Origin of the sequence: Bacillus sp. FSL K6-0993 (genome assembly GCF_037977205.1) — a bacterium.
Classification (GTDB): domain Bacteria; phylum Bacillota; class Bacilli; order Bacillales; family Bacillaceae; genus Bacillus; species Bacillus subtilis.
Map to the genome: position 1 here is coordinate 3,265,095 of NZ_CP150275.1, position 17,182 is coordinate 3,282,276.

Annotated in this window: 18 protein-coding genes and 1 riboswitch; of the genes, 4 read left to right on the forward strand and 14 right to left on the reverse strand. The window is 45.4% G+C overall.

Going from position 1 to position 17,182, the window contains the following annotated elements; all coding sequences use genetic code 11:
* Genes MHH79_RS17045 through MHH79_RS17055 form a run of 3 tightly spaced genes read right to left on the reverse strand, consistent with a single transcriptional unit; the run spans nt 1 to nt 3,297 of the window.
* Nucleotides 1-1,329 carry an ATP-binding cassette domain-containing protein gene (locus MHH79_RS17045; RefSeq protein ID WP_080467268.1) on the reverse strand — a complete coding sequence of 443 codons (1,329 nt, stop codon included), beginning with the start codon at nt 1,327-1,329 and terminating at the stop codon, nt 1-3.
* Entirely contained in the window at nt 1,329-2,390 is a 1,062-nt protein-coding gene (locus tag MHH79_RS17050; protein ID WP_309530096.1) for an iron ABC transporter permease, read from the reverse strand. The genes MHH79_RS17045 and MHH79_RS17050 overlap by 1 nt, the downstream gene beginning before the upstream one ends.
* Nucleotides 2,353-3,297: an ABC transporter substrate-binding protein gene (locus MHH79_RS17055; RefSeq protein ID WP_309530095.1), complete on the reverse strand. Its 945-nt coding sequence runs from the start codon at nt 3,295-3,297 to the stop codon at nt 2,353-2,355. Before MHH79_RS17055 ends, MHH79_RS17050 begins: the two co-directional genes overlap by 38 nt.
* A gap of 105 nt (nt 3,298-3,402) precedes the next feature.
* A riboswitch (cobalamin riboswitch) is annotated at nt 3,403-3,542 on the reverse strand.
* Between the two features lie 153 nt (nt 3,543-3,695).
* On the opposite strand from MHH79_RS17055, the gene MHH79_RS17060 reads away from it, so the two are divergent.
* Nucleotides 3,696-4,487: an SDR family oxidoreductase gene (locus tag MHH79_RS17060; protein WP_015384617.1), complete on the forward strand. Its 792-nt coding sequence runs from the start codon at nt 3,696-3,698 to the stop codon at nt 4,485-4,487.
* Nucleotides 4,488-4,523: 36 nt separating this feature from the next.
* Here MHH79_RS17060 and MHH79_RS17065 read toward each other — a convergent pair whose 3' ends face one another.
* The 5 genes from MHH79_RS17065 to sigO form a co-directional block, all read right to left on the reverse strand.
* On the reverse strand, nt 4,524-5,402 hold the full coding sequence (locus MHH79_RS17065; protein ID WP_014477954.1) for an SMP-30/gluconolactonase/LRE family protein: 879 nt from the start codon (nt 5,400-5,402) through the stop codon (nt 4,524-4,526).
* A gap of 71 nt (nt 5,403-5,473) precedes the next feature.
* Complete coding sequence (gene yvrG / locus MHH79_RS17070; protein WP_181220121.1) at nt 5,474-7,216, reverse strand: two-component system sensor histidine kinase YvrG; 1,743 nt, start codon at nt 7,214-7,216, stop codon at nt 5,474-5,476.
* Nucleotides 7,213-7,926, reverse strand: a complete 714-nt coding sequence (gene yvrH, locus MHH79_RS17075) for a two-component system response regulator YvrH (protein ID WP_003243545.1) — start codon at nt 7,924-7,926, stop codon at nt 7,213-7,215. Before yvrH ends, yvrG begins: the two co-directional genes overlap by 4 nt.
* Before the next feature lie 141 nt (nt 7,927-8,067).
* On the reverse strand, nt 8,068-8,307 hold the full coding sequence (gene rsoA / locus MHH79_RS17080; protein WP_309530094.1) for a sigma-O factor regulator RsoA: 240 nt from the start codon (nt 8,305-8,307) through the stop codon (nt 8,068-8,070).
* A gap of 3 nt (nt 8,308-8,310) precedes the next feature.
* The gene (gene sigO, locus MHH79_RS17085; RefSeq protein WP_309530093.1) at nt 8,311-8,841 is read right to left on the reverse strand and encodes an RNA polymerase sigma factor SigO; all 531 of its coding nucleotides are present in this window, start codon (nt 8,839-8,841) and stop codon (nt 8,311-8,313) included.
* A gap of 201 nt (nt 8,842-9,042) precedes the next feature.
* Between sigO and MHH79_RS17090 the strand changes: the two genes are divergently transcribed.
* From MHH79_RS17090 to rsiO, 3 genes are all read left to right on the forward strand, one after another.
* Nucleotides 9,043-9,195 carry a YvrJ family protein gene (locus MHH79_RS17090; RefSeq protein ID WP_003244090.1) on the forward strand — a complete coding sequence of 51 codons (153 nt, stop codon included), beginning with the start codon at nt 9,043-9,045 and terminating at the stop codon, nt 9,193-9,195.
* 119 nt (nt 9,196-9,314) lie between these two features.
* Nucleotides 9,315-10,472, forward strand: a complete 1,158-nt coding sequence (gene oxdC / locus MHH79_RS17095) for an oxalate decarboxylase (RefSeq protein WP_309530092.1) — start codon at nt 9,315-9,317, stop codon at nt 10,470-10,472.
* Nucleotides 10,473-10,532: 60 nt separating this feature from the next.
* Nucleotides 10,533-10,943: an acid stress-sensitive anti sigma factor RsiO gene (rsiO, locus tag MHH79_RS17100; protein WP_309530091.1), complete on the forward strand. Its 411-nt coding sequence runs from the start codon at nt 10,533-10,535 to the stop codon at nt 10,941-10,943.
* 33 nt (nt 10,944-10,976) lie between these two features.
* On the opposite strand, the gene MHH79_RS17105 is transcribed toward rsiO, so the two are convergent.
* From MHH79_RS17105 to MHH79_RS17130, 6 genes are all read right to left on the reverse strand, one after another.
* A complete protein-coding gene (locus tag MHH79_RS17105; RefSeq protein ID WP_014480847.1) occupies nt 10,977-12,206 on the reverse strand; it encodes an ABC transporter permease in 1,230 nt (409 codons plus the stop codon).
* Nucleotides 12,199-12,888 (reverse strand): ABC transporter ATP-binding protein, encoded by a 690-nt coding sequence (locus tag MHH79_RS17110; RefSeq protein ID WP_014480848.1) that lies wholly within the window; start codon nt 12,886-12,888, stop codon nt 12,199-12,201. The genes MHH79_RS17105 and MHH79_RS17110 overlap by 8 nt, the downstream gene beginning before the upstream one ends.
* Entirely contained in the window at nt 12,872-14,065 is a 1,194-nt protein-coding gene (locus tag MHH79_RS17115) for an efflux RND transporter periplasmic adaptor subunit (protein WP_063334647.1), read from the reverse strand. The genes MHH79_RS17110 and MHH79_RS17115 overlap by 17 nt, the downstream gene beginning before the upstream one ends.
* 169 nt (nt 14,066-14,234) lie before the next feature.
* Complete coding sequence (locus tag MHH79_RS17120; RefSeq protein ID WP_003243882.1) at nt 14,235-15,044, reverse strand: ABC transporter ATP-binding protein; 810 nt, start codon at nt 15,042-15,044, stop codon at nt 14,235-14,237.
* Nucleotides 15,045-15,059: 15 nt separating this feature from the next.
* Entirely contained in the window at nt 15,060-16,070 is a 1,011-nt protein-coding gene (locus MHH79_RS17125) for an iron ABC transporter permease (protein WP_063334648.1), read from the reverse strand.
* Nucleotides 16,070-17,116, reverse strand: coding sequence for an iron ABC transporter permease (locus MHH79_RS17130; RefSeq protein WP_041520063.1), 1,047 nt, complete (start codon nt 17,114-17,116; stop codon nt 16,070-16,072). Before MHH79_RS17130 ends, MHH79_RS17125 begins: the two co-directional genes overlap by 1 nt.
* Nucleotides 17,117-17,182: the final 66 nt, after the last annotated feature.

Here is a 17,182-nt window from a genome sequence, read left to right on the forward strand (position 1 = left end):
TTATTCAAACAACTCAGCAGCCTCTTTTACACATTCAGCTGTCCCTTTCTTTATCAATTGATTCAGTCGCTGTTCTATGTTTTCGGATTGCTGAGTTTGAGTCGCGGCGATGAGAATATCACCTGTGCCTCTTCCGTCTCCCAGCACTTTCGTCCGTTCTGCTTCGGCAGCCATAAGAGCCTTGATGAAGAATTGATCTGCCGCATAGCCGTTAATCAAAATCCAAATCGAAAAGCCGGTCTGAACGCATATGAAAACGGATAACTCTCCGTCTTCATATGTTCGATACACGAAACGGTCAAGTCTTTCTGGAGAAGCCATCGCACACGTCTCCTGCAGTTGAAAACCGCTTTCTGAAAGACAGGCCGTAAGTCCTTCTATCGGATCTGGCTGATCTGGCAGCCGTTTATGGATCAGCGTCCTGCTCCACGAAAACCCTGCACCGATAGGCGTCGAGGACAATGTTCGAAGCGGGATTTCCGTTTGCAGAAGAATGTCATCACGCCCCGCTTGGAGCAATGCTTCAAATGGGATAGACTGCCGCTTCACGCTATCTTTTTCAGGCTGAATCACAATCATCGGTTTAGGTGAGCTTTGATGAACCAAGGCGGTGACATCTGTATCGTACACCGCCTTTATGCTTTGTTCTGTGACAGCATATTCCGGTTTTTGCTTAGGCCCGGCGGTACCGTTTTTCATAAACATGAGCTCATCACAGTACAGGCTTGCGGTGTTCAGATCATGAAAAACGCTGACAGCTGCCAATCCGCTTTCTCTCGTCAGGCGTTTGATCAGATCCAGCAGGTCTTTTTGAAAAGCCAGATCGAGAAAATTAGTCGGCTCGTCCAAAAATAAAATACGCGGCTGCTGCGCCAAAGCTTGTGCCAAATACACCCGCTGCTGTTCCCCTCCGCTTAGTTCGCGAATCGGCCTTTGCGCAAAATTGGCCACTCCTGTTTGCTCCATTGCTTCCTGTACAATGGCTTCATCCTTTTCAGTCTGCTGTCTGAACAGCCCCGTTTGGAATGGATATCTGCCAAAGGCTACAGTTTCTTCGACGGTAAAGGTGAAGGCTTGATCCGTTTTTTGCGGCAGGACGGCCATGATTTGCGCCAGTTCCTTCGGTTTATAGTCCGCCAGCAGTTTTCCGGCCAGATAAACGCTGCCTTCCTTGGCCGGCAGCGTACCTGTCAGCAAGTGCAAAAGCGTGGTTTTTCCGCTTCCATTAGGGCCGAGAATTCCGAGAAATTCTCCCTTCTCCACTGTTAAGCTGACATTGTTAATTAGGCGGCTGTCGCCGTATCCTCCCGACAGCCCTTCTGCCTTCATCATAAGTTTCTCCCCCCGCGGTGCTGCCGAATTAAAATAAGAGCGAACACAGGCGCTCCCGCCAAGGACGTAATGATCCCGATCGGCAGTTCAATCGGCTCAATGATGGTTCTGGAAAGCAGATCGGCTAAAACGAGAAACCCTGCCCCAAGCAAGGCGGACAGCGGCAGTAAATGCCGATGGTCCGTTCCCCACAAAAGCCTTGTGATATGCGGAATCACAAGGCCGACAAAGCCAATCGTACCCGATACTGCCACAGCGCTCCCCGTCAAAAGAGATCCGGCTATTAGAATCATCATCTTCCTCTGCTGAACGCTGACTCCAAGAAGCTTTGCTTTATCTTCTCCATATGTCATCACGTTCAGTTCCCTTCCATTTATAATCAATAAAATGATTCCCAAAAGAAAAAACGGGAGAAACAAAATAACATAGCTCCAGCCCCTCATTGAGACGCTGCCAAGCAGCCAATGCACAATCGGAAGCAGGTTGTCTCCTGTCAAGGCGATGATAAGAGAAATAAATGCGCCCAAAAAAGAGTTAGTGATGACACCGGTCAAAATGAGGGTGGAAACAGACATTGAAGCATGAACGAGGCGGCTGAAGAAAAGGACTGCCGCCATCGTGGCAAGTGCCGCGGCTACACTCACAACCGGGAGTGTAAACCCTCCGATGACAGGAAGGTGCAGACCTAAGAACAGAGTTACAACAGCTCCGACTGAAGCACCGGATGACACACCTAGCGTATAGGGATCAGCAAGTGGATTTTTCAATAATCCTTGAAAAGCGGCCCCTGCAATAGAAAGAGCCGCCCCCACAAGGGCGGCCAGCACAACTCTCGGCAGTCTAATATTCATCATAATATTAGTGTACATCGGATCATCAGAACCGATAGAGCCGCCGAAACCTTGATGCCAAAAGACACGAAAAACAGTGGGAATAGGAATATGCAGGCTGCCGCAAGAAATTCCTAAGATGATGCTCACGGCTAAAAATGAGAAACCAATGATATATGCGGCATAACGATTATTCCTTAAACGTATCCGGGTAAATGCTTTCCGCAAGTTCTTCGACCCCTTCGATCAGACGGGGACCGGAACGTGTCACAAGATCAGGGTCCACATCATATACATGATGATGTTTCACAGCATTGATTTCGCTCCAGCCATCGCGTTTTTCCACAGCTTTCGCTTTCACACCGTCCGTTGTAACAATTGCATCAGGATTGAGTTTTACGATCGCCTCATCTGTCATTTGCACCCATCCTGTCTGATCCGCAGCTGCGTTTTTAGCATGGATGACATTCAGCATTTCATTCATAAACGTATCTTTTCCGGTTGTATAAATGTCAGGATCAGGAGAAACCTCGATAAATACGCTTTTCTCCTCGTCTTTTGAAATGGTTTTCGCTTTTTCTTGAATATCCTTTATATCTGATTTCATGCTTTTCACGAGCTGATCGGCTTTTTTCTCCGCCCCGGCAGCTTCTCCGATCATTTCGATTGATTTGTACACCTCGGAGAATGATTGTGCATCATTGACAGTCAGCACTGTAATGCCCGCGTCCTTCAGCTGTTTGATGGCATCCGCTGATGCTGACATGGAAGACTCATGGGCCAGAACGAGATCTGGTTTTAAAGAAATGACTTTTTCAACGTTTACATTCATATCTCCGACTTTCTCAACCTTTTTGACTTCCTTTGGATAGGTATCGTTTGTGGTGACACCGACCACTTTGTCACCAAGGCCGAGTGCGTATGTAATTTCTGTGTTGCTCGGCATTAATGAAACAATCTTTTTTGGCTCTTTTTTGATGGTTACATCTTGGTTTGACGCGTCATCAATGGTGACAGGGAACGCTTCTGTTTTTTGTTTTGCCTTTGAATCCTTCTGATCCGCAGGATTGCCGCAGCCTGCCAGCATAACAGCAGCCAACAGGAGCGCAGTCCATATCCCGGCTCGTTTTTTCATAAACCTTTCCTCCTAAACGAATTAAAAAAAGCATCTCTACGACGGTAAAGATGCTGTAAACAACACAAAAAAGCCTATTGTTTACACATCATCTGTCCTCGCAGACTTCGTGCTGATCAAACAGGCAGGTATCCTGGCTCTTGGCGCTTGGCCAATTACAGTGGCGGGACCGCACCGGCTTTTACCGGTTTCCCTATTAAGCCGGCTGTTGTTCACGTACCGGCACCTATTTGACATTCGTATCCTTTTTTCGGAGTAATTATACTATATGACTGACAGGCTTGTATATGCGTCCTGAATGACTTTTCCCCGTATTATGTATGGGAGCAAAATCCTCGTAAACACTAAATTTGATCTTGTATACTTAATACCATCATCTATCAAAAGGAATGATTCTTATGGATTTACAGCTAAAAGACAAACTCGTCTTAATCACCGGCTCGACGTCCGGCATCGGGAAAGCCGCCGCAAAAAGCTTTCTGCAAGAGGGTGCGGCAGTCATTGTCAACGGACGCAAACAGGAGACTGTCGATCGTACGATTGAAGAGCTTTCTGGCTATGGAACAGTGCACGGTGCTGCTGCCGATTTGTCAAAAACAGATGAAGCAGCGGCTTTTATCGAAAAAGTAAATGAAATCGGTGATATCGATATCCTTGTCAACAACCTTGGTTTCTTCGAGGTAAAAGACTTTGCAGATGTGACAGATGAAGAGTGGAATCAATATTTCGAAGTGAACGTGATGAGCGCTGTTCGGACAAGCCGTCACTTCCTTCCAAAAATGCTTGCCAAAAACAGCGGCCGTATTTTAAATATTGCAAGTGAAGCAGGCGTCAAACCGCTGCCAACGATGATTCCATACTCAATGACAAAAACGGCACTGATCAGCCTTTCAAGAGGAATGGCTGAAATGACAAAAGGCACTAATGTGACGGTCAACTCAGTGCTCCCGGGACCTACTTGGACAGAGGGCGTGGCATCCTATATGGAAGGTGCCGCACAAGCAGCCGGGCAGGATACAGATACATTTATCAAAGACTATTTCAAGGTCAATGAGCCAACCTCTCTTATTCAGAGATACGCGACAGCAGAAGAAGTCGCCAACACAATCGTATTCCTCGCGTCTGACGCCGCATCCGCCATTAATGGCACTGCACAGCGTGTGGAAGGCGGCATTATCCGTTCTCTATAACATGCAAAAACGCATCCGTCTATCGGATGCGTTTTTTTATACGTCTCCAGCAAATGGTACCGTCTGATATCCGCCTGTTTCCAGTTGTGCTGAAAACAACCCTCCAGCGTGAGGCTGCTCGTATCTCTCTTTTTCTGTCATTTGTTCTGTTGCCGTTGTAATGTAAAGAGTTTTTAAGTCTCTGCCGCCGAACGCGCAGCACGTGACATATTTAGCCGGCACGCTGATTGAATTGATTTCTTTTTTCTGAAACGGGTCAATGTGAACAACGCGGCTGCCGCCAAACAGCGCCACCCACAGCATGCCATTTTGGTCAATTGTCATGCCGTCCGGCAATCCGTCTGACTGATCAAAACGATAGACAGGTTCTGGATTCGAAACATCTCCGCTTTGAGGATCATAGCTGTAACGCACAATCTCCTGCGTCGGCGTGTCGATGTAATACATCAAATTCCGCTCGCGGTCCCAATCCAAACCGTTTGAGGTGGAGACTTGATCCTTGATTTTGACAAGACTGCCGTCTAGATTCAAACGGTACAGCGACGCCTGTTTTTGCTCGCCTTCCATGCTCGTCGTCCCCGCCCAAAGCCTTCCGTACGGGTCACATTTAGCATCATTAAATCTCAGGCTCTCATGCATGTCCTTCGGCTGTTTAATTTTTTCCAAGCTGTCATCCCGAAGATGATACAGGTAAAACCCGTCCTTCATCGTCATAATCAGTTCATCCTTTGAATATTTCGCAAGCGCCGTCACAAAGGATTTGAATTTGATCGATCGGTTGATTTTTTCTTCAGGGTCAAAGATGTGGAGCTCGCTCCCCAGGATATCAACCCAATATAAGCGGCCGTTTTCTTCATCCCATAACGGGCCTTCTCCAATCACTGCCCGAGTGTCTGCTTCCAATACTGCATCCATGTGTTACACCTCTTTAGCTTCAGTCTATATATTGTTATTCCCGGCAAAGAGGTGTCCAAACCACTTGATGTTTATTGTTTTTTAAAAAGGATGGTAATGACTGTTCCAATGTTCATTCTGCTGTTCACATGTATCGTTCCGTTATGCAGATGAACAAGCTCCTTGGCAATCGCGAGCCCGAGACCCGTTCCGGCAGTTGAATCTTTTGTGTTCGTCCCTCTGTAGTAACGGTTAAACAAATGGGTGATCGTTTCTTCATCCATTCCTTTCCCATTGTCCTTCACCTTTAAAGAAATATGATTTTTTGTTTGCTCCAGAATGACTTGAATCTCTGTTCCTTTGCCGTTGTGCTTCACGGCATTCCCAAGGAGGTTTTCTAATATGCGCCTGAACCACGCTTCATCAAGGGCAAATTCAATATGCTCTTCTTTGGATACAAACGAGATATCATAGCCTTCAGAAAACGGATTTTTCTTAAAGTCCTCAATGACATTTTTAAAAAACGGGATAAGGCTAGTGAGCTTTCTCTCAATAGGAAGAGCATCATTTTTCAGCCGATACGTTAAATTTAAATCTTCAATCAGCTTGGACATGTATTCAGATTTTTCTCTGACAACCTGCCCCATTTCTTTCACTTCTTCCGGCGACCAGTCATACTGCTTCGACTCGAGCATCATGCTGTAGCCGTAAATGCTGCTGAGCGGTGTTTTTAAGTCATGTGACAAACCGGCAATCCATTCTTCCCTTGTCGCCTGGATTTTTTCTCTGTTTCTTTTATCCCTTCTCAGCGTTTCAGTCAGCTGATCCATTGATTCAAATATCTCACCGAAGAAGCGGTACGGCTGTTTGATTTTTCCCTTTTTATTTTTGCTGACAGGACGGCCTTCCCGGTTTCTGGGCTCCTCAAGCTTCCCTTTTGACAGATTGACCAGCCATCTAATCGTGTGAAAAATCGGCAGCCCGAATCGGAACATATACCAAACGGTCATCCAAATGATATACATGAACAAAACGGCCATCACGAGAAACATCGCTTTTAATACAACCTTCAGGAATGATTTGTTAAACTCCTGATCGGTTACATAGACTGGGTTCGGCACCGTAGCGACCATCCATCTGTCTTTATTGAGGATCTTAACGGAAATTTCCCGCTTATAATTCCAAGGCTTAGAGCTGTATTTAAGCAGCTCCAGCTGGTTCATCGTTTTTCTTTCGCTTTTTGTGCTGTTGATGCTGTCGAGAATGTTTCCATTGCTGTCTAACAGGTAAATGGCGCCTTTTTTCCGTTTAATATAGTCGATGGTACTGGACTTATAGTGCGCTAGTGAGTCTATCTTTTGTTCGCGCTTTTCAACGGAAGTCAGGAGCTGTTCACTTTTTGATTTCCAGCCGGACAATAGAAGATACGACTTATCTTCAATATTGATGGCCCAATAATTCAGTTTATAGTTATGAAGCTTTTTGGTTTTATAAATAGACAAAAGCTCTTTCTTGGTATAGGTGCCCGGCACGTCTTTTGGCACGCCGTAGGAATAATCAGTGTTTCCTTCCGAATCAATGATTTGCATCCAGCCGTGCTGTTTATCAACAGATTTCTTCAGGAAATTATCCACTTCCCATGTCCCGTCTTCGTTTACATCGAGATACGCCTCAAGTGTGTCGGTCGTTGCCTTCGTCAGCCCTGAATTGGATTCCGCATCGCTAAAACGAGCGTCTAAATAGAAAAACGACGCAACAAGCATAACCGTAAGCAGCAGGATCACAATCAGCATCTGGCCGAAAAAGTGAAACAAAAACTTCCATCTTAACCTCATGACCGCTTGCCTTCAGGATTTGGGATAAAACGATAGCCGAGACCTCGAACGGTTACAATATACTCCGGATTGCTCGGATCGCGCTCAATCTTCTCCCTAAGCTTGCGAATATGAACCATGACGGTGTTGTTGTCACCGTAGGAAGGATAGCCCCATACTTTTTCATATATTTGATCTTTGGAAAGCACCACGTTAGGGTGTTCACAAAAATACTGCAAAAGCTGCAGAAGCTGGGCTGAACAGGCAACGGCTTCCCCGCCTACGATCAGCTCGGCATTTTGCGGAGAAAAAGTAAAATAATCATATGTGTAGGTTTGATTTGAACTCGTTTCTTTCGATTGATATGTACGCTTGAGATGCGCTCTGATCCGCGCCGCTAATTCCAGCGGATTAAATGGTTTTGTGATATAGTCATCAGCTCCAACCGCAAAGCCCGATAATTTGTCCGCGTCGGATGATCTTGCCGTCAGGAAAAAAATCGGAGCGTCTGAATACTCTCTGATCAATGTGCAGGCTTCAAAACCGGACATTCCGCCCATCATGACATCCAGCACAATCAAGTCAACCTTATTGGCCTTCACAACGGGAATCGCTTCTTCTGCGCTTGCCGCATCCAGTATATTTCGATAACCTTCTTTTTCGAGAACGCGTTTGATCATGTCCACAATCGCTTTCTCATCGTCTACGATTAAAATTGACGCATTTTCCACTTTTATGTTCCTTTCTGTCACTGTTTTTTTCATCTTATCATTATATCGTTTATTTATGGTACATTTTTGAATACATTGGAGCTTGGCAAATCAAAACAGCAAAAAAGGAGCAAACACGCGCTCCCTTTCATATGAAAAATATTATGAGTTCTCATCTACCATGTACAAAATAAACTCCCAAAACCCCGGTACATCCTGACACAAAAGCATATCAGCCTTTTCAAACATTTTGATCTTCAGCTCTTGCTCTAAATCTTCTCTATCTTGATAGGACGTATTGCTGAGTTTTTTTCTGATCATCGGTGAAAAGCATGCAATCAGGTGCTCAATGTCATAAGTCTCGTCTTTTTGTCTCTTTTTTTGTTCAAACTGGCCGTCCACAGCTTACTTTTCCCCCTTTGTTTGCGCCGCTAGCTGCTTTCTGATATTCTCTAGCCCCTTTTTATGAATGTTGGAGATGTTTTGTCGGGACTCCCCTAATGAATCTGCAATCTCCTGCATCGTGGCACCGTGAAGATACACTTTCGTCAGCACACTTTTTTGTTTGTCAGTCAGATTCTGAATCGCTTGGTAGAGCTGATAATCCTGAACATGCTGACTCAAATCATCCTGCCTTTCTAAAAATTCTTTAAATGCATCGCTTCCTGTTTCGGAAGGAAGCCGATCTACTGCCTCCGGATGATCAACCGTCAGCGGATACCGTTTTTGATTTTTGCGAACCCGCTTATCAAAATCAATAGAAAAGATGCGAATCATTGAATTCATATACTTGACGATGCGGATTTCTTTATAAAACTGCTTAAATAGCTCGTCCAATGATTTTGCATCTTTTTCGTTAGGGCTTTCCATTACGTTTTTGAACAAGCGGTAATGCTGAGGATTGCTCAAAAAATGCTTCACGATGGGATGCTTCATTATCTCCTTACATTTTGACCGTAAAAGACTTTGATAGTCCATCAAACCGCCTCCCTACTAAATTAAATGAAGGAAAGCAAAAAAAAGTAAACTACTACTTTCCGACTAGTGTCTTCCAAAATACTTTGCAGCAGTTTACGTTTTATCGGATTTCCTTCACTTACATACATGACTGCAGAAAAAGAAGGGAGGTATTTTCCTATGGATCAGGTTTTTATAGAGGAAGTCGTAAAACAGATCGGCAATTTGGGGTTTCCCGCGCTGATTGCAATGTATCTGCTGACCCGATTCGAAAAGAAGTTTGATCAACTAATAGAACTAATGACAGAACTGAAAGATCATGCAAAAAAATAATTTTTCAATCGAGTTGACTTTTCACTGGTTTTTTTCACTTAACAAAACAGAAGGGAAAACGAAAGGCCTTTCACCTTCTCTTTCTGCTATCACATTTACATTTAAGGAGGAAACATTTCATGAAAAAACAAAATGACATTCCGCAGCCAATTAGAGGAGACAAGGGAGCAACGGTAAAAATCCCGCGCAATATTGAAAGAGACCGGCAAAACCCTGATATGCTCGTTCCTCCTGAAACCGATCATGGCACCGTCAGCAATATGAAGTTTTCGTTCTCTGATACTCATAACCGATTAGAAAAAGGCGGATATGCCCGTGAAGTGACAGTACGTGAATTGCCGATTTCAGAAAACCTTGCATCCGTAAATATGCGGCTGAAGCCAGGCGCGATTCGCGAGCTTCACTGGCATAAAGAAGCAGAATGGGCTTACATGATTTACGGAAGTGCAAGAGTCACAATTGTAGATGAAAAAGGGCGCAGCTTTATTGACGATGTAGGTGAAGGAGATCTTTGGTACTTCCCGTCAGGCCTTCCGCACTCCATCCAAGCGCTGGATGAGGGAGCTGAGTTCCTGCTCGTGTTTGACGATGGATCATTCTCTGAAAACAGCACGTTCCAGCTGACAGATTGGCTTGCCCACACTCCAAAAGAAGTCATTGCTGCGAACTTTGGCGTGACAAAAGAAGAGATTGCGAATTTGCCAGGCAAAGAAAAATATATATTTGAAAACCAACTTCCTGGCAGTTTAAAAGATGATATTGTGGAAGGGCCGAACGGCGAAGTGCCTTATCCATTTACTTACCGCCTTCTTGAACAAGAGCCGATCGAATCTGAGGGAGGAAAAGTATACATTGCAGATTCGACAAACTTCAAAGTGTCTAAAACCATCGCATCAGCGCTCGTAACAGTAGAACCCGGCGCCATGAGAGAACTGCACTGGCATCCGAATACCCACGAATGGCAATACTACATCTCCGGTAAAGCTAGAATGACCGTTTTTGCATCTGACGGCCATGCCAGAACATTTAATTACCAAGCCGGTGATGTCGGGTATGTACCATTTGCAATGGGTCATTACGTTGAAAATATTGGGGATGAACCGCTTGTCTTTTTAGAAATCTTCAAAGACGACCATTATGCTGATGTATCTTTAAACCAATGGCTTGCCATGCTTCCTGAAAAATTTGTTCAAGCGCACCTTGACTTGGGCAAAGACTTTACTGATGTGCTTTCAAAAGAAAAGCACCCAGTAGTGAAAAAGAAATGCAATAAATAAAAGACTTGCGGCTTGCAGAGAGCACTCGTTCTCTGCAAGCCTTCATAAGGAGCTGAACCAGTGAAACATCAAAACCCTTCAAAACGCTTATTGCGGCTCTCCATAAAGTACTTGCTGGCCGCAGCAGCAGTGGTGTTGACCTATTTTGCTGTCATCTATATATTGTTTTCTTTAGCGGGAACGAGCTACCGCTCAGCAGCTCATGTCCTGCTTTTTGCCGTGGTATTCCTTGTTCTCGGATTATGCTTTGAACCATTTGAACGGCTGATGATACATAGCTTTACATTTTTCAAGACAGGAAAACGTCTATTCATTCTCCTTGCCGGCATTGTACAGCTGCTGTTTTTGTGGATGACTGCTCATACAACAGACCAATTGATCAGCAACATCTGGCTGTCCACCACAGAAGAAATGATTGTTGCAGCCGCTTTTTTGATTTTAGACAAATGCAACTCAGCTCTTCCCAGCTAAAAAAAGAACGCATTCCAATTGGATGCGTTCTTTTTATTCATAGCGAAGCGCGTCTACAGGCTGAAGCTTCGATGCCTTGATGGACGGAAGCAAGCCGAAGATAATGCCGACTGCCATTGAAAAGATGAGTGCTCCGACAACAGCTGGAATAGAGACGATAAAAGGCATCGGAAAAATGACCGTCAGCAGCTTGGCGATGCCGAAGCCCGCCAGCACACCGAGTATTCCGCCAATGCTTGTCAGCACGACAGCCTCGGTTAAAAATTGAAATAAAATCACACGCCGCTTAGCACCGAGCGCTTTCTTAATCCCGATTTCTCTCGTGCGCTCCGTTACGGAAACGAGCATAATGTTCATGACGCCGATACCGCCCACCAAAAGTGAAATACTGGCGATTCCGCCAAGCAGCAATGCAAATGACTGATTAAAGGACTCTACTTCCTGCGCGATCTCCTGAAGATCCATTACACTGTACTCTGCTTTTTCCAGCTCAGCTTCTGACAGCCCTTGGTTTAAAAGATCCGCAGCCATTACACCGGCTTCTTGGATATGCTCAGAAGAATCAGCCTGCACGGCAATCTGCGTTGGTGCGTCAAACCCTTCAATAAGCGGCCACACTTTTTTTGGCACGTACAAAACAGGGTTCGCATAGTCGCCTTCAAACATGCTTTCCTGTTGATTTTTTTCTTTAAAAACACCGACGACCTTAAACGGCACACCATTCATCTCAATGTTTTTATGCAGAGCTTCTCCGTCTGGAAACAGTTCATCTCTGACAGCTTCATTGATCATCACTACTTGGTGTGTGCTGTTTAAATCGTTTTCCGTCAGCTTTCTCCCTTCGGTTATTCGGATTGGAAACATGTCGAAGTAATCATCGTCCACTCCATACACTTGGGGATACGAAACGTTTGTTAAATGAAAAACGCTCGCGCCTTCTGACAAGTAATATAAGGATAATCCTTTGACCATCGGATCTGATTTGATCGCCTTTACTGTTTCTTCCGCTACAGGCGGCGCGGACGCATACGACACCTGAGGGCCGCCGCTCTCCTCTTCTCCGCCAGACGGCTGGTAGACAACGTTGATGGCGTTGTTTCCCATGCCGATCATACTTTGCTTTAATTGCTCACTTTGGCCCTTCAGCATTGAAACAATCGCGATGATTGCCGCTATGCCGATAATCACGCCAAGCATTGTCAGAATCGATCTTAATTTATGAGAAAAAATGGATTGAAAGGAGATTCGAATATGTTCAAGCATGGCTGATATCCCCTCTCTCATCTAATACCAGCTCTCCGTCTCTGATAAAAACGGTTCTGTCAGCTTTTTTGGCGACGTCCGGGTCGTGGGTTATCATAATAATGGTCTTGCCTTCCCGATGCAATTCAGAAAACAGTGACAAAATTTGTTCACTTGATTTGGTATCAAGCGCCCCGGTCGGTTCATCAGCTAAAATAAACCTCGGCTGATTGACAAGGGCCCTCGCTATCGCCACCCGCTGCTTTTGGCCGCCGGACAGCTTAGGCGGTTTGTAGGAGACCCTGTCTTTTAATCCGACCTTTTCCAGCGCTTCATATGCCCGTTGCCTTCTCTCTTTTTTCTTCACTTTATTGTAGATCATCGGCAGCTCGACATTTTGCAGCGCGGTGAGACGCGGCAGCAAATGGAAAGTTTGAAACACAAACCCGATTGATTCATTGCGAATTTCGGCTAAAGCTCCGTCTTTCCCTTTCAATATATCGATCTGGTCAAGCGTATAGGTTCCTGAGGTTGGCCTGTCCAAACAGCCGATAATATTCATTAACGTTGACTTTCCAGAACCGGAAGGCCCCATAATAGCTAAAAACTCCCCCGCCTGAACAGTCAGATTGATATGTTTCAAGATTGGAACTTCTTCTTTTCCCAGCTTGTACGACTTCGAAATATTATTCAGTGTCAGCATTGACTGTAACCTGCTTTCCTTCCTTGACCGCGGGATCAGGATAGATCACATAATCTTCCAGCGTCAGGCCGCTCCTAATTTCCACCATGTCATTTTCATCAGTCTCTCCGATTTCAACAGGCTGCTTAACCGCTTTCTGATTCTCATCAGCTTTCCACACGTACGGTTCGCCGTCATCCTGAATGACCATGTCGGACGGCAGCTTGATCGTATCCGCATCAGCATTATCACTCATCACTTCGATGTTGACATGATAGCCGACTTCAAGACCTTTATGGCTGTCTAATAAAATGGTGAAAGGATAGTTAGAGGATTGGGGATTCATTTCTTCATCAGCAAAGCTTTCTGATTCTTCACCCTCGCCTGCTCCCGCTGGAAGCTTGCCGATCGAGGTGACCTTTCCTTTCCACTCGCCCTCACCGCCTGTTTTCAGCGTGACCCTGACTTTGCTGCCTTTTTTGATCGTGTCCATTAACAGCTCATTGATTTGGCTTTTGACCAGATATTTGCCCGTCGAAACAATCTGGATATACGGGCCCGTTGCCTGGTCACCTGTTGCACCGTCAGCGATATCCTGATTGACGCTTTGAACGATTCCGTCATGCTTGCTTGTAATGACATTGGAACCTTTGTTTTTCGTCAGGCCAGCCAGTTCTTTTTGATGCTGCTTCAGTTCAAGCTGGCTTGTTTTCAAATCGAAATGGGCCTGATCAAGTTCATCTTGAAGCTGGGTTTTCTCTTCTTTTCCTGCCGCTTTCAGCTTCTTTTCCGTTTCCGTTATTGATTTTTGCAAACGGTTGATTTGCAGATTTGTCATTTCAATTTGCAAATTGGCTTGCTCCACTTCATCAGAATGATCCTCGCCCTCATACTCAAAAAGCTTATCGCCCTTTTTAACCTGATCGCCTTCTTTGACGTATGTTTTTTTAATGCTGCCTTTTTCTGAATCTATGTATACTTTCTGCTGTTTCTCAGGTTCAACCTTTCCAGAAAACGTTTGGCCTGATTCTGAATCTCCTCCCATGTATACCGCTACCGATTCAGCATAGGGCTCCGATGATACGGCAACTTGGTTCATGTGAGTAAAAAAGTAAAAACCGCCAGCGCCGATCCCAGCCAATATAAGCACACCGGCACATATCGCACCGCCAATAAGCCATTTTTTCTTCTTGGACACAACGATCTCCTCTTTCTGTAAACTATGTAATATTTTCGAAACATTCTAACCAATATTATCTATTAATTCAAAAAGACTTGCAATCTTTTTATTGAAATGACGGAATCAAATAGAAAAATTGTATTTTCAAAACCAAATAAAAAAATCCCGGCTTCAAACCGGGATTTTTTCATACAGTAACTAGCTCTTTTTCATTTTTAATCAAGTCATATGTCAAGCATACAGGTTTATTTGTACGGGGATCAGTCACAATTTCGGCATCAATCTGAAATACCTGCTTCAAAATGTCCGGTGTCATGACCTCCAGTGCAGTTCCTTCCTTGATGACCGTGCCTTTTTTGAGCGCGATCATATAATGAGAAAAACGAGCTGCATGGTTAAGATCATGAATGACCATTAAAATCGTCCGTCCTTGCTCTTTGTTGAGTCTGTCAAGCAGCTGCAGAATTTCAAGCTGATGTGCAAGATCAAGATACGTTGTAGGTTCATCCAGCAGAAGCAGTTCCGTCCCTTGCGCAAGCGCCATGGCAATCCACACGCGTTGACGCTGTCCGCCTGACAATGCCTCAATCGGCCGTTCAGCATATTCAGCCATGCCTGTTTCTTCAAGCGCCCATTTGATAATCCGGCGGTCTTCGTCATTTAATCTGCCGAATCCTGATTGATGCGGAAACCTGCCGTACGACACCAATTCGTGCACTGTTAGGCCGCTCGGCGCTTCAGGTGTCTGTGGAAGAATTGCCATATCTTTTGCAATGTCCTTTGTAGACATTTTATGAATCGCTTTGCCGTTTAAATAGACGGCACCTGCATGTGAACGCATAATTCTGGACATTGTTTTTAAAATCGTTGATTTCCCGCAGCCGTTCGGGCCAATTAAGGTGGTAATTTTCCCTTTAGGAATCGATATATTTAAATCCTCTACAATCACCCTGTCGCCATAACCGATTCCAAGCTGTTCCGTTGATAATGAATTCATATTCGGCCCCCTCCTCTAATTCGCTTTCATCAATAAATAAATAAAGTAAGGCGCACCTAGCACGGAAATGACAAGTCCAACCGGAATTTCTGATGGTGCCAATACATTTCTCGCCAGCGTATCAGCAAGCAAAAACAGGAATGAGCCGATGAAGGCGGAGACCGGTATCAGCGTCTGGTGACGTGGACCGGTCAGCCTTCTAGCCACATGCGGCGCGATCAATCCGAGAAACGCAATGCCCCCCGCAGCTGCCACGCATGAAGCGGCAAGAGTGACCGCTGCCAGAAGAAGAATCCGTCTTTCCCTTTCAACAGCGGTGCCCAGCCCGGTCGCCAATTGGTCTCCGAGCTGCATAATGTTCAAATAGCGCGCCTTATATAAAGTAAACAGAAGCAAGATCACAATCCAAGGGAGAATCGCCCAGATCATATTCCAATTCGCCCCCCATATTGAGCCGGATATCCAAACCGCGGCTTGCATAAAATCATGAGGGTCCATCTTGAGCTGAAAAATCAGCAACAGGGCGTTGAATCCGGCATTCACCCCTATGCCGACTAAAATCAGCCGAATCGGTGTCACGCCTTTTTTCCATGCCAGAATATAAATGAGAAACGCAGCGAGGATTGCTCCTGCCAAAGCACTGAACGGCAGCATAAATGTTCCGAAAAAGCTGAGATCTGAAGCTGACCCTTGAAAAAAGTATATAAAAAGCACTACAGCAAGTGAACCGCCGGCGTTAATTCCGAGAATACCAGGCTCGGCAAGTTCATTTTGAGACACGCTTTGCAAAATGGCTCCAGCTACGGAGATCCCTGCTCCAACAAGCAAAGAAAGGATGATCCTGGGCAGCCTGAACTCAAATAAGACAAGTTCATCACGCGCCGTTCCTTGGCCGAAAAAGACCTGAAGCGTTTTAAGCGGTGCAATTTTGATAACGCCCAAATTGAGACTGACAAAAAAGACCACCACGATAAGCAAAAAGGTCACAGCCATTACAACGAGCGGTTTGTTTGTTTTTGTTTTCATTACAGCCCTCTCCTTTCACGACGTGCCAAATAAAAGAAAAAGGGAACGCCGATAAGAGAAGTCAGCGCGCCGACAGGCGTTTCAAAGGGCGCATTTACGAGTCTGGCCGCTATGTCAGCAAAAACAAGCAAAACAGCACCGAGCACCGCCGAGCAAGGAATGATCCACCGATAATCCACACCGACCAAAAATCGGGTAATATGCGGAATGATCAGCCCGATAAATGCGATGGTGCCGGCTATGGAAACCGCAGCTCCTGTCAAAATCACTACAATAAGCATGCCAATCAGTTTCACCGCTGATGTATATTGTCCAAGCCCTTTTGCCAGATCGTCACCGAGACTTAACACTGTCACAGACCGGGCGATGAAAAACGCGAGCGTTAAACCGACAGCCCCTGCAATAAGCAAAAGCTGGACCCCTGACCATTTCACACCCGCTACCCCGCCTGCGTACCAAAAGCTGATATCCTGAGCGACATCAAAGCGGATTGCAATGGCAGTTGAAATGCCGGTAAAGAAATAAGTAACTGCCGTACCCGCCAGAGCAAGCTTTACAGGCGTAAGTCCGCCCCTTGAAAACATGCCGATGCCCATTACCGTCGATGCACCCAGCCCCGCTCCCGCAAAGGACCATAGCACAAGCCCCATTGCAGAAAGTCCGGGAAAAAAGGCAAACGCAATCGAAACAGCAAACGCAGAGCCTGATGTCACACCCATAATCGAAGGCTCTGCCAATGGGTTTCTCGTCATCCCCTGCATGATTGCTCCCGACACTGCCAACAATGCGCCTACAAGCGCGGCAGCCGCCGTTCTCGGCAGCCGAAGATCATGTATAATTTGGTGAGATGTCTTTGTCGGCTGATAATGAAAAATGGCGTCCCATACAGTGCGCAAATGAATATCCGCTGCACCGAGGGATATGGATAAAAATGCGCCAAGGCAAAGCAGGCATAGACCTGCAATAAGGACGATGACCGCGCCATATGTCCTTGACGTCCATTGGATTTCTTCTGATGCAGTCTGTATATTTTTATGTTGACTCAACTGCCGTACTTCCTTTCTGTTACTGATAATGATTATCAATTGCTGTTTCAGTATATCACTTTTTTC

Bases quoted from the DNA above. Each gene is read 5' to 3' on its own strand.
- MHH79_RS17045 (WP_080467268.1), bottom strand. From the start codon at position 1,329: ATGAAGGCAGAAGGGCTGTCGGGAGGATACGGCGACAGCCGCCTAATT.
- MHH79_RS17055 (WP_309530095.1), bottom strand. From the start codon at position 3,297: ATGAAAAAACGAGCCGGGATATGGACTGCGCTCCTGTTGGCTGCTGTT.
- MHH79_RS17060 (WP_015384617.1), top strand. From the start codon at position 3,696: ATGGATTTACAGCTAAAAGACAAACTCGTCTTAATCACCGGCTCGACG.
- MHH79_RS17065 (WP_014477954.1), bottom strand. From the start codon at position 5,402: ATGGATGCAGTATTGGAAGCAGACACTCGGGCAGTGATTGGAGAAGGC.
- yvrG (WP_181220121.1), bottom strand. From the start codon at position 7,216: ATGAGGTTAAGATGGAAGTTTTTGTTTCACTTTTTCGGCCAGATGCTG.
- sigO (WP_309530093.1), bottom strand. From the start codon at position 8,841: ATGAAGCATCCCATCGTGAAGCATTTTTTGAGCAATCCTCAGCATTAC.
- MHH79_RS17090 (WP_003244090.1), top strand. From the start codon at position 9,043: ATGGATCAGGTTTTTATAGAGGAAGTCGTAAAACAGATCGGCAATTTG.
- oxdC (WP_309530092.1), top strand. From the start codon at position 9,315: ATGAAAAAACAAAATGACATTCCGCAGCCAATTAGAGGAGACAAGGGA.
- MHH79_RS17105 (WP_014480847.1), bottom strand. From the start codon at position 12,206: ATGCTTGAACATATTCGAATCTCCTTTCAATCCATTTTTTCTCATAAA.
- MHH79_RS17110 (WP_014480848.1), bottom strand. From the start codon at position 12,888: ATGCTGACACTGAATAATATTTCGAAGTCGTACAAGCTGGGAAAAGAA.
- MHH79_RS17120 (WP_003243882.1), bottom strand. From the start codon at position 15,044: ATGAATTCATTATCAACGGAACAGCTTGGAATCGGTTATGGCGACAGG.
- MHH79_RS17125 (WP_063334648.1), bottom strand. From the start codon at position 16,070: ATGAAAACAAAAACAAACAAACCGCTCGTTGTAATGGCTGTGACCTTT.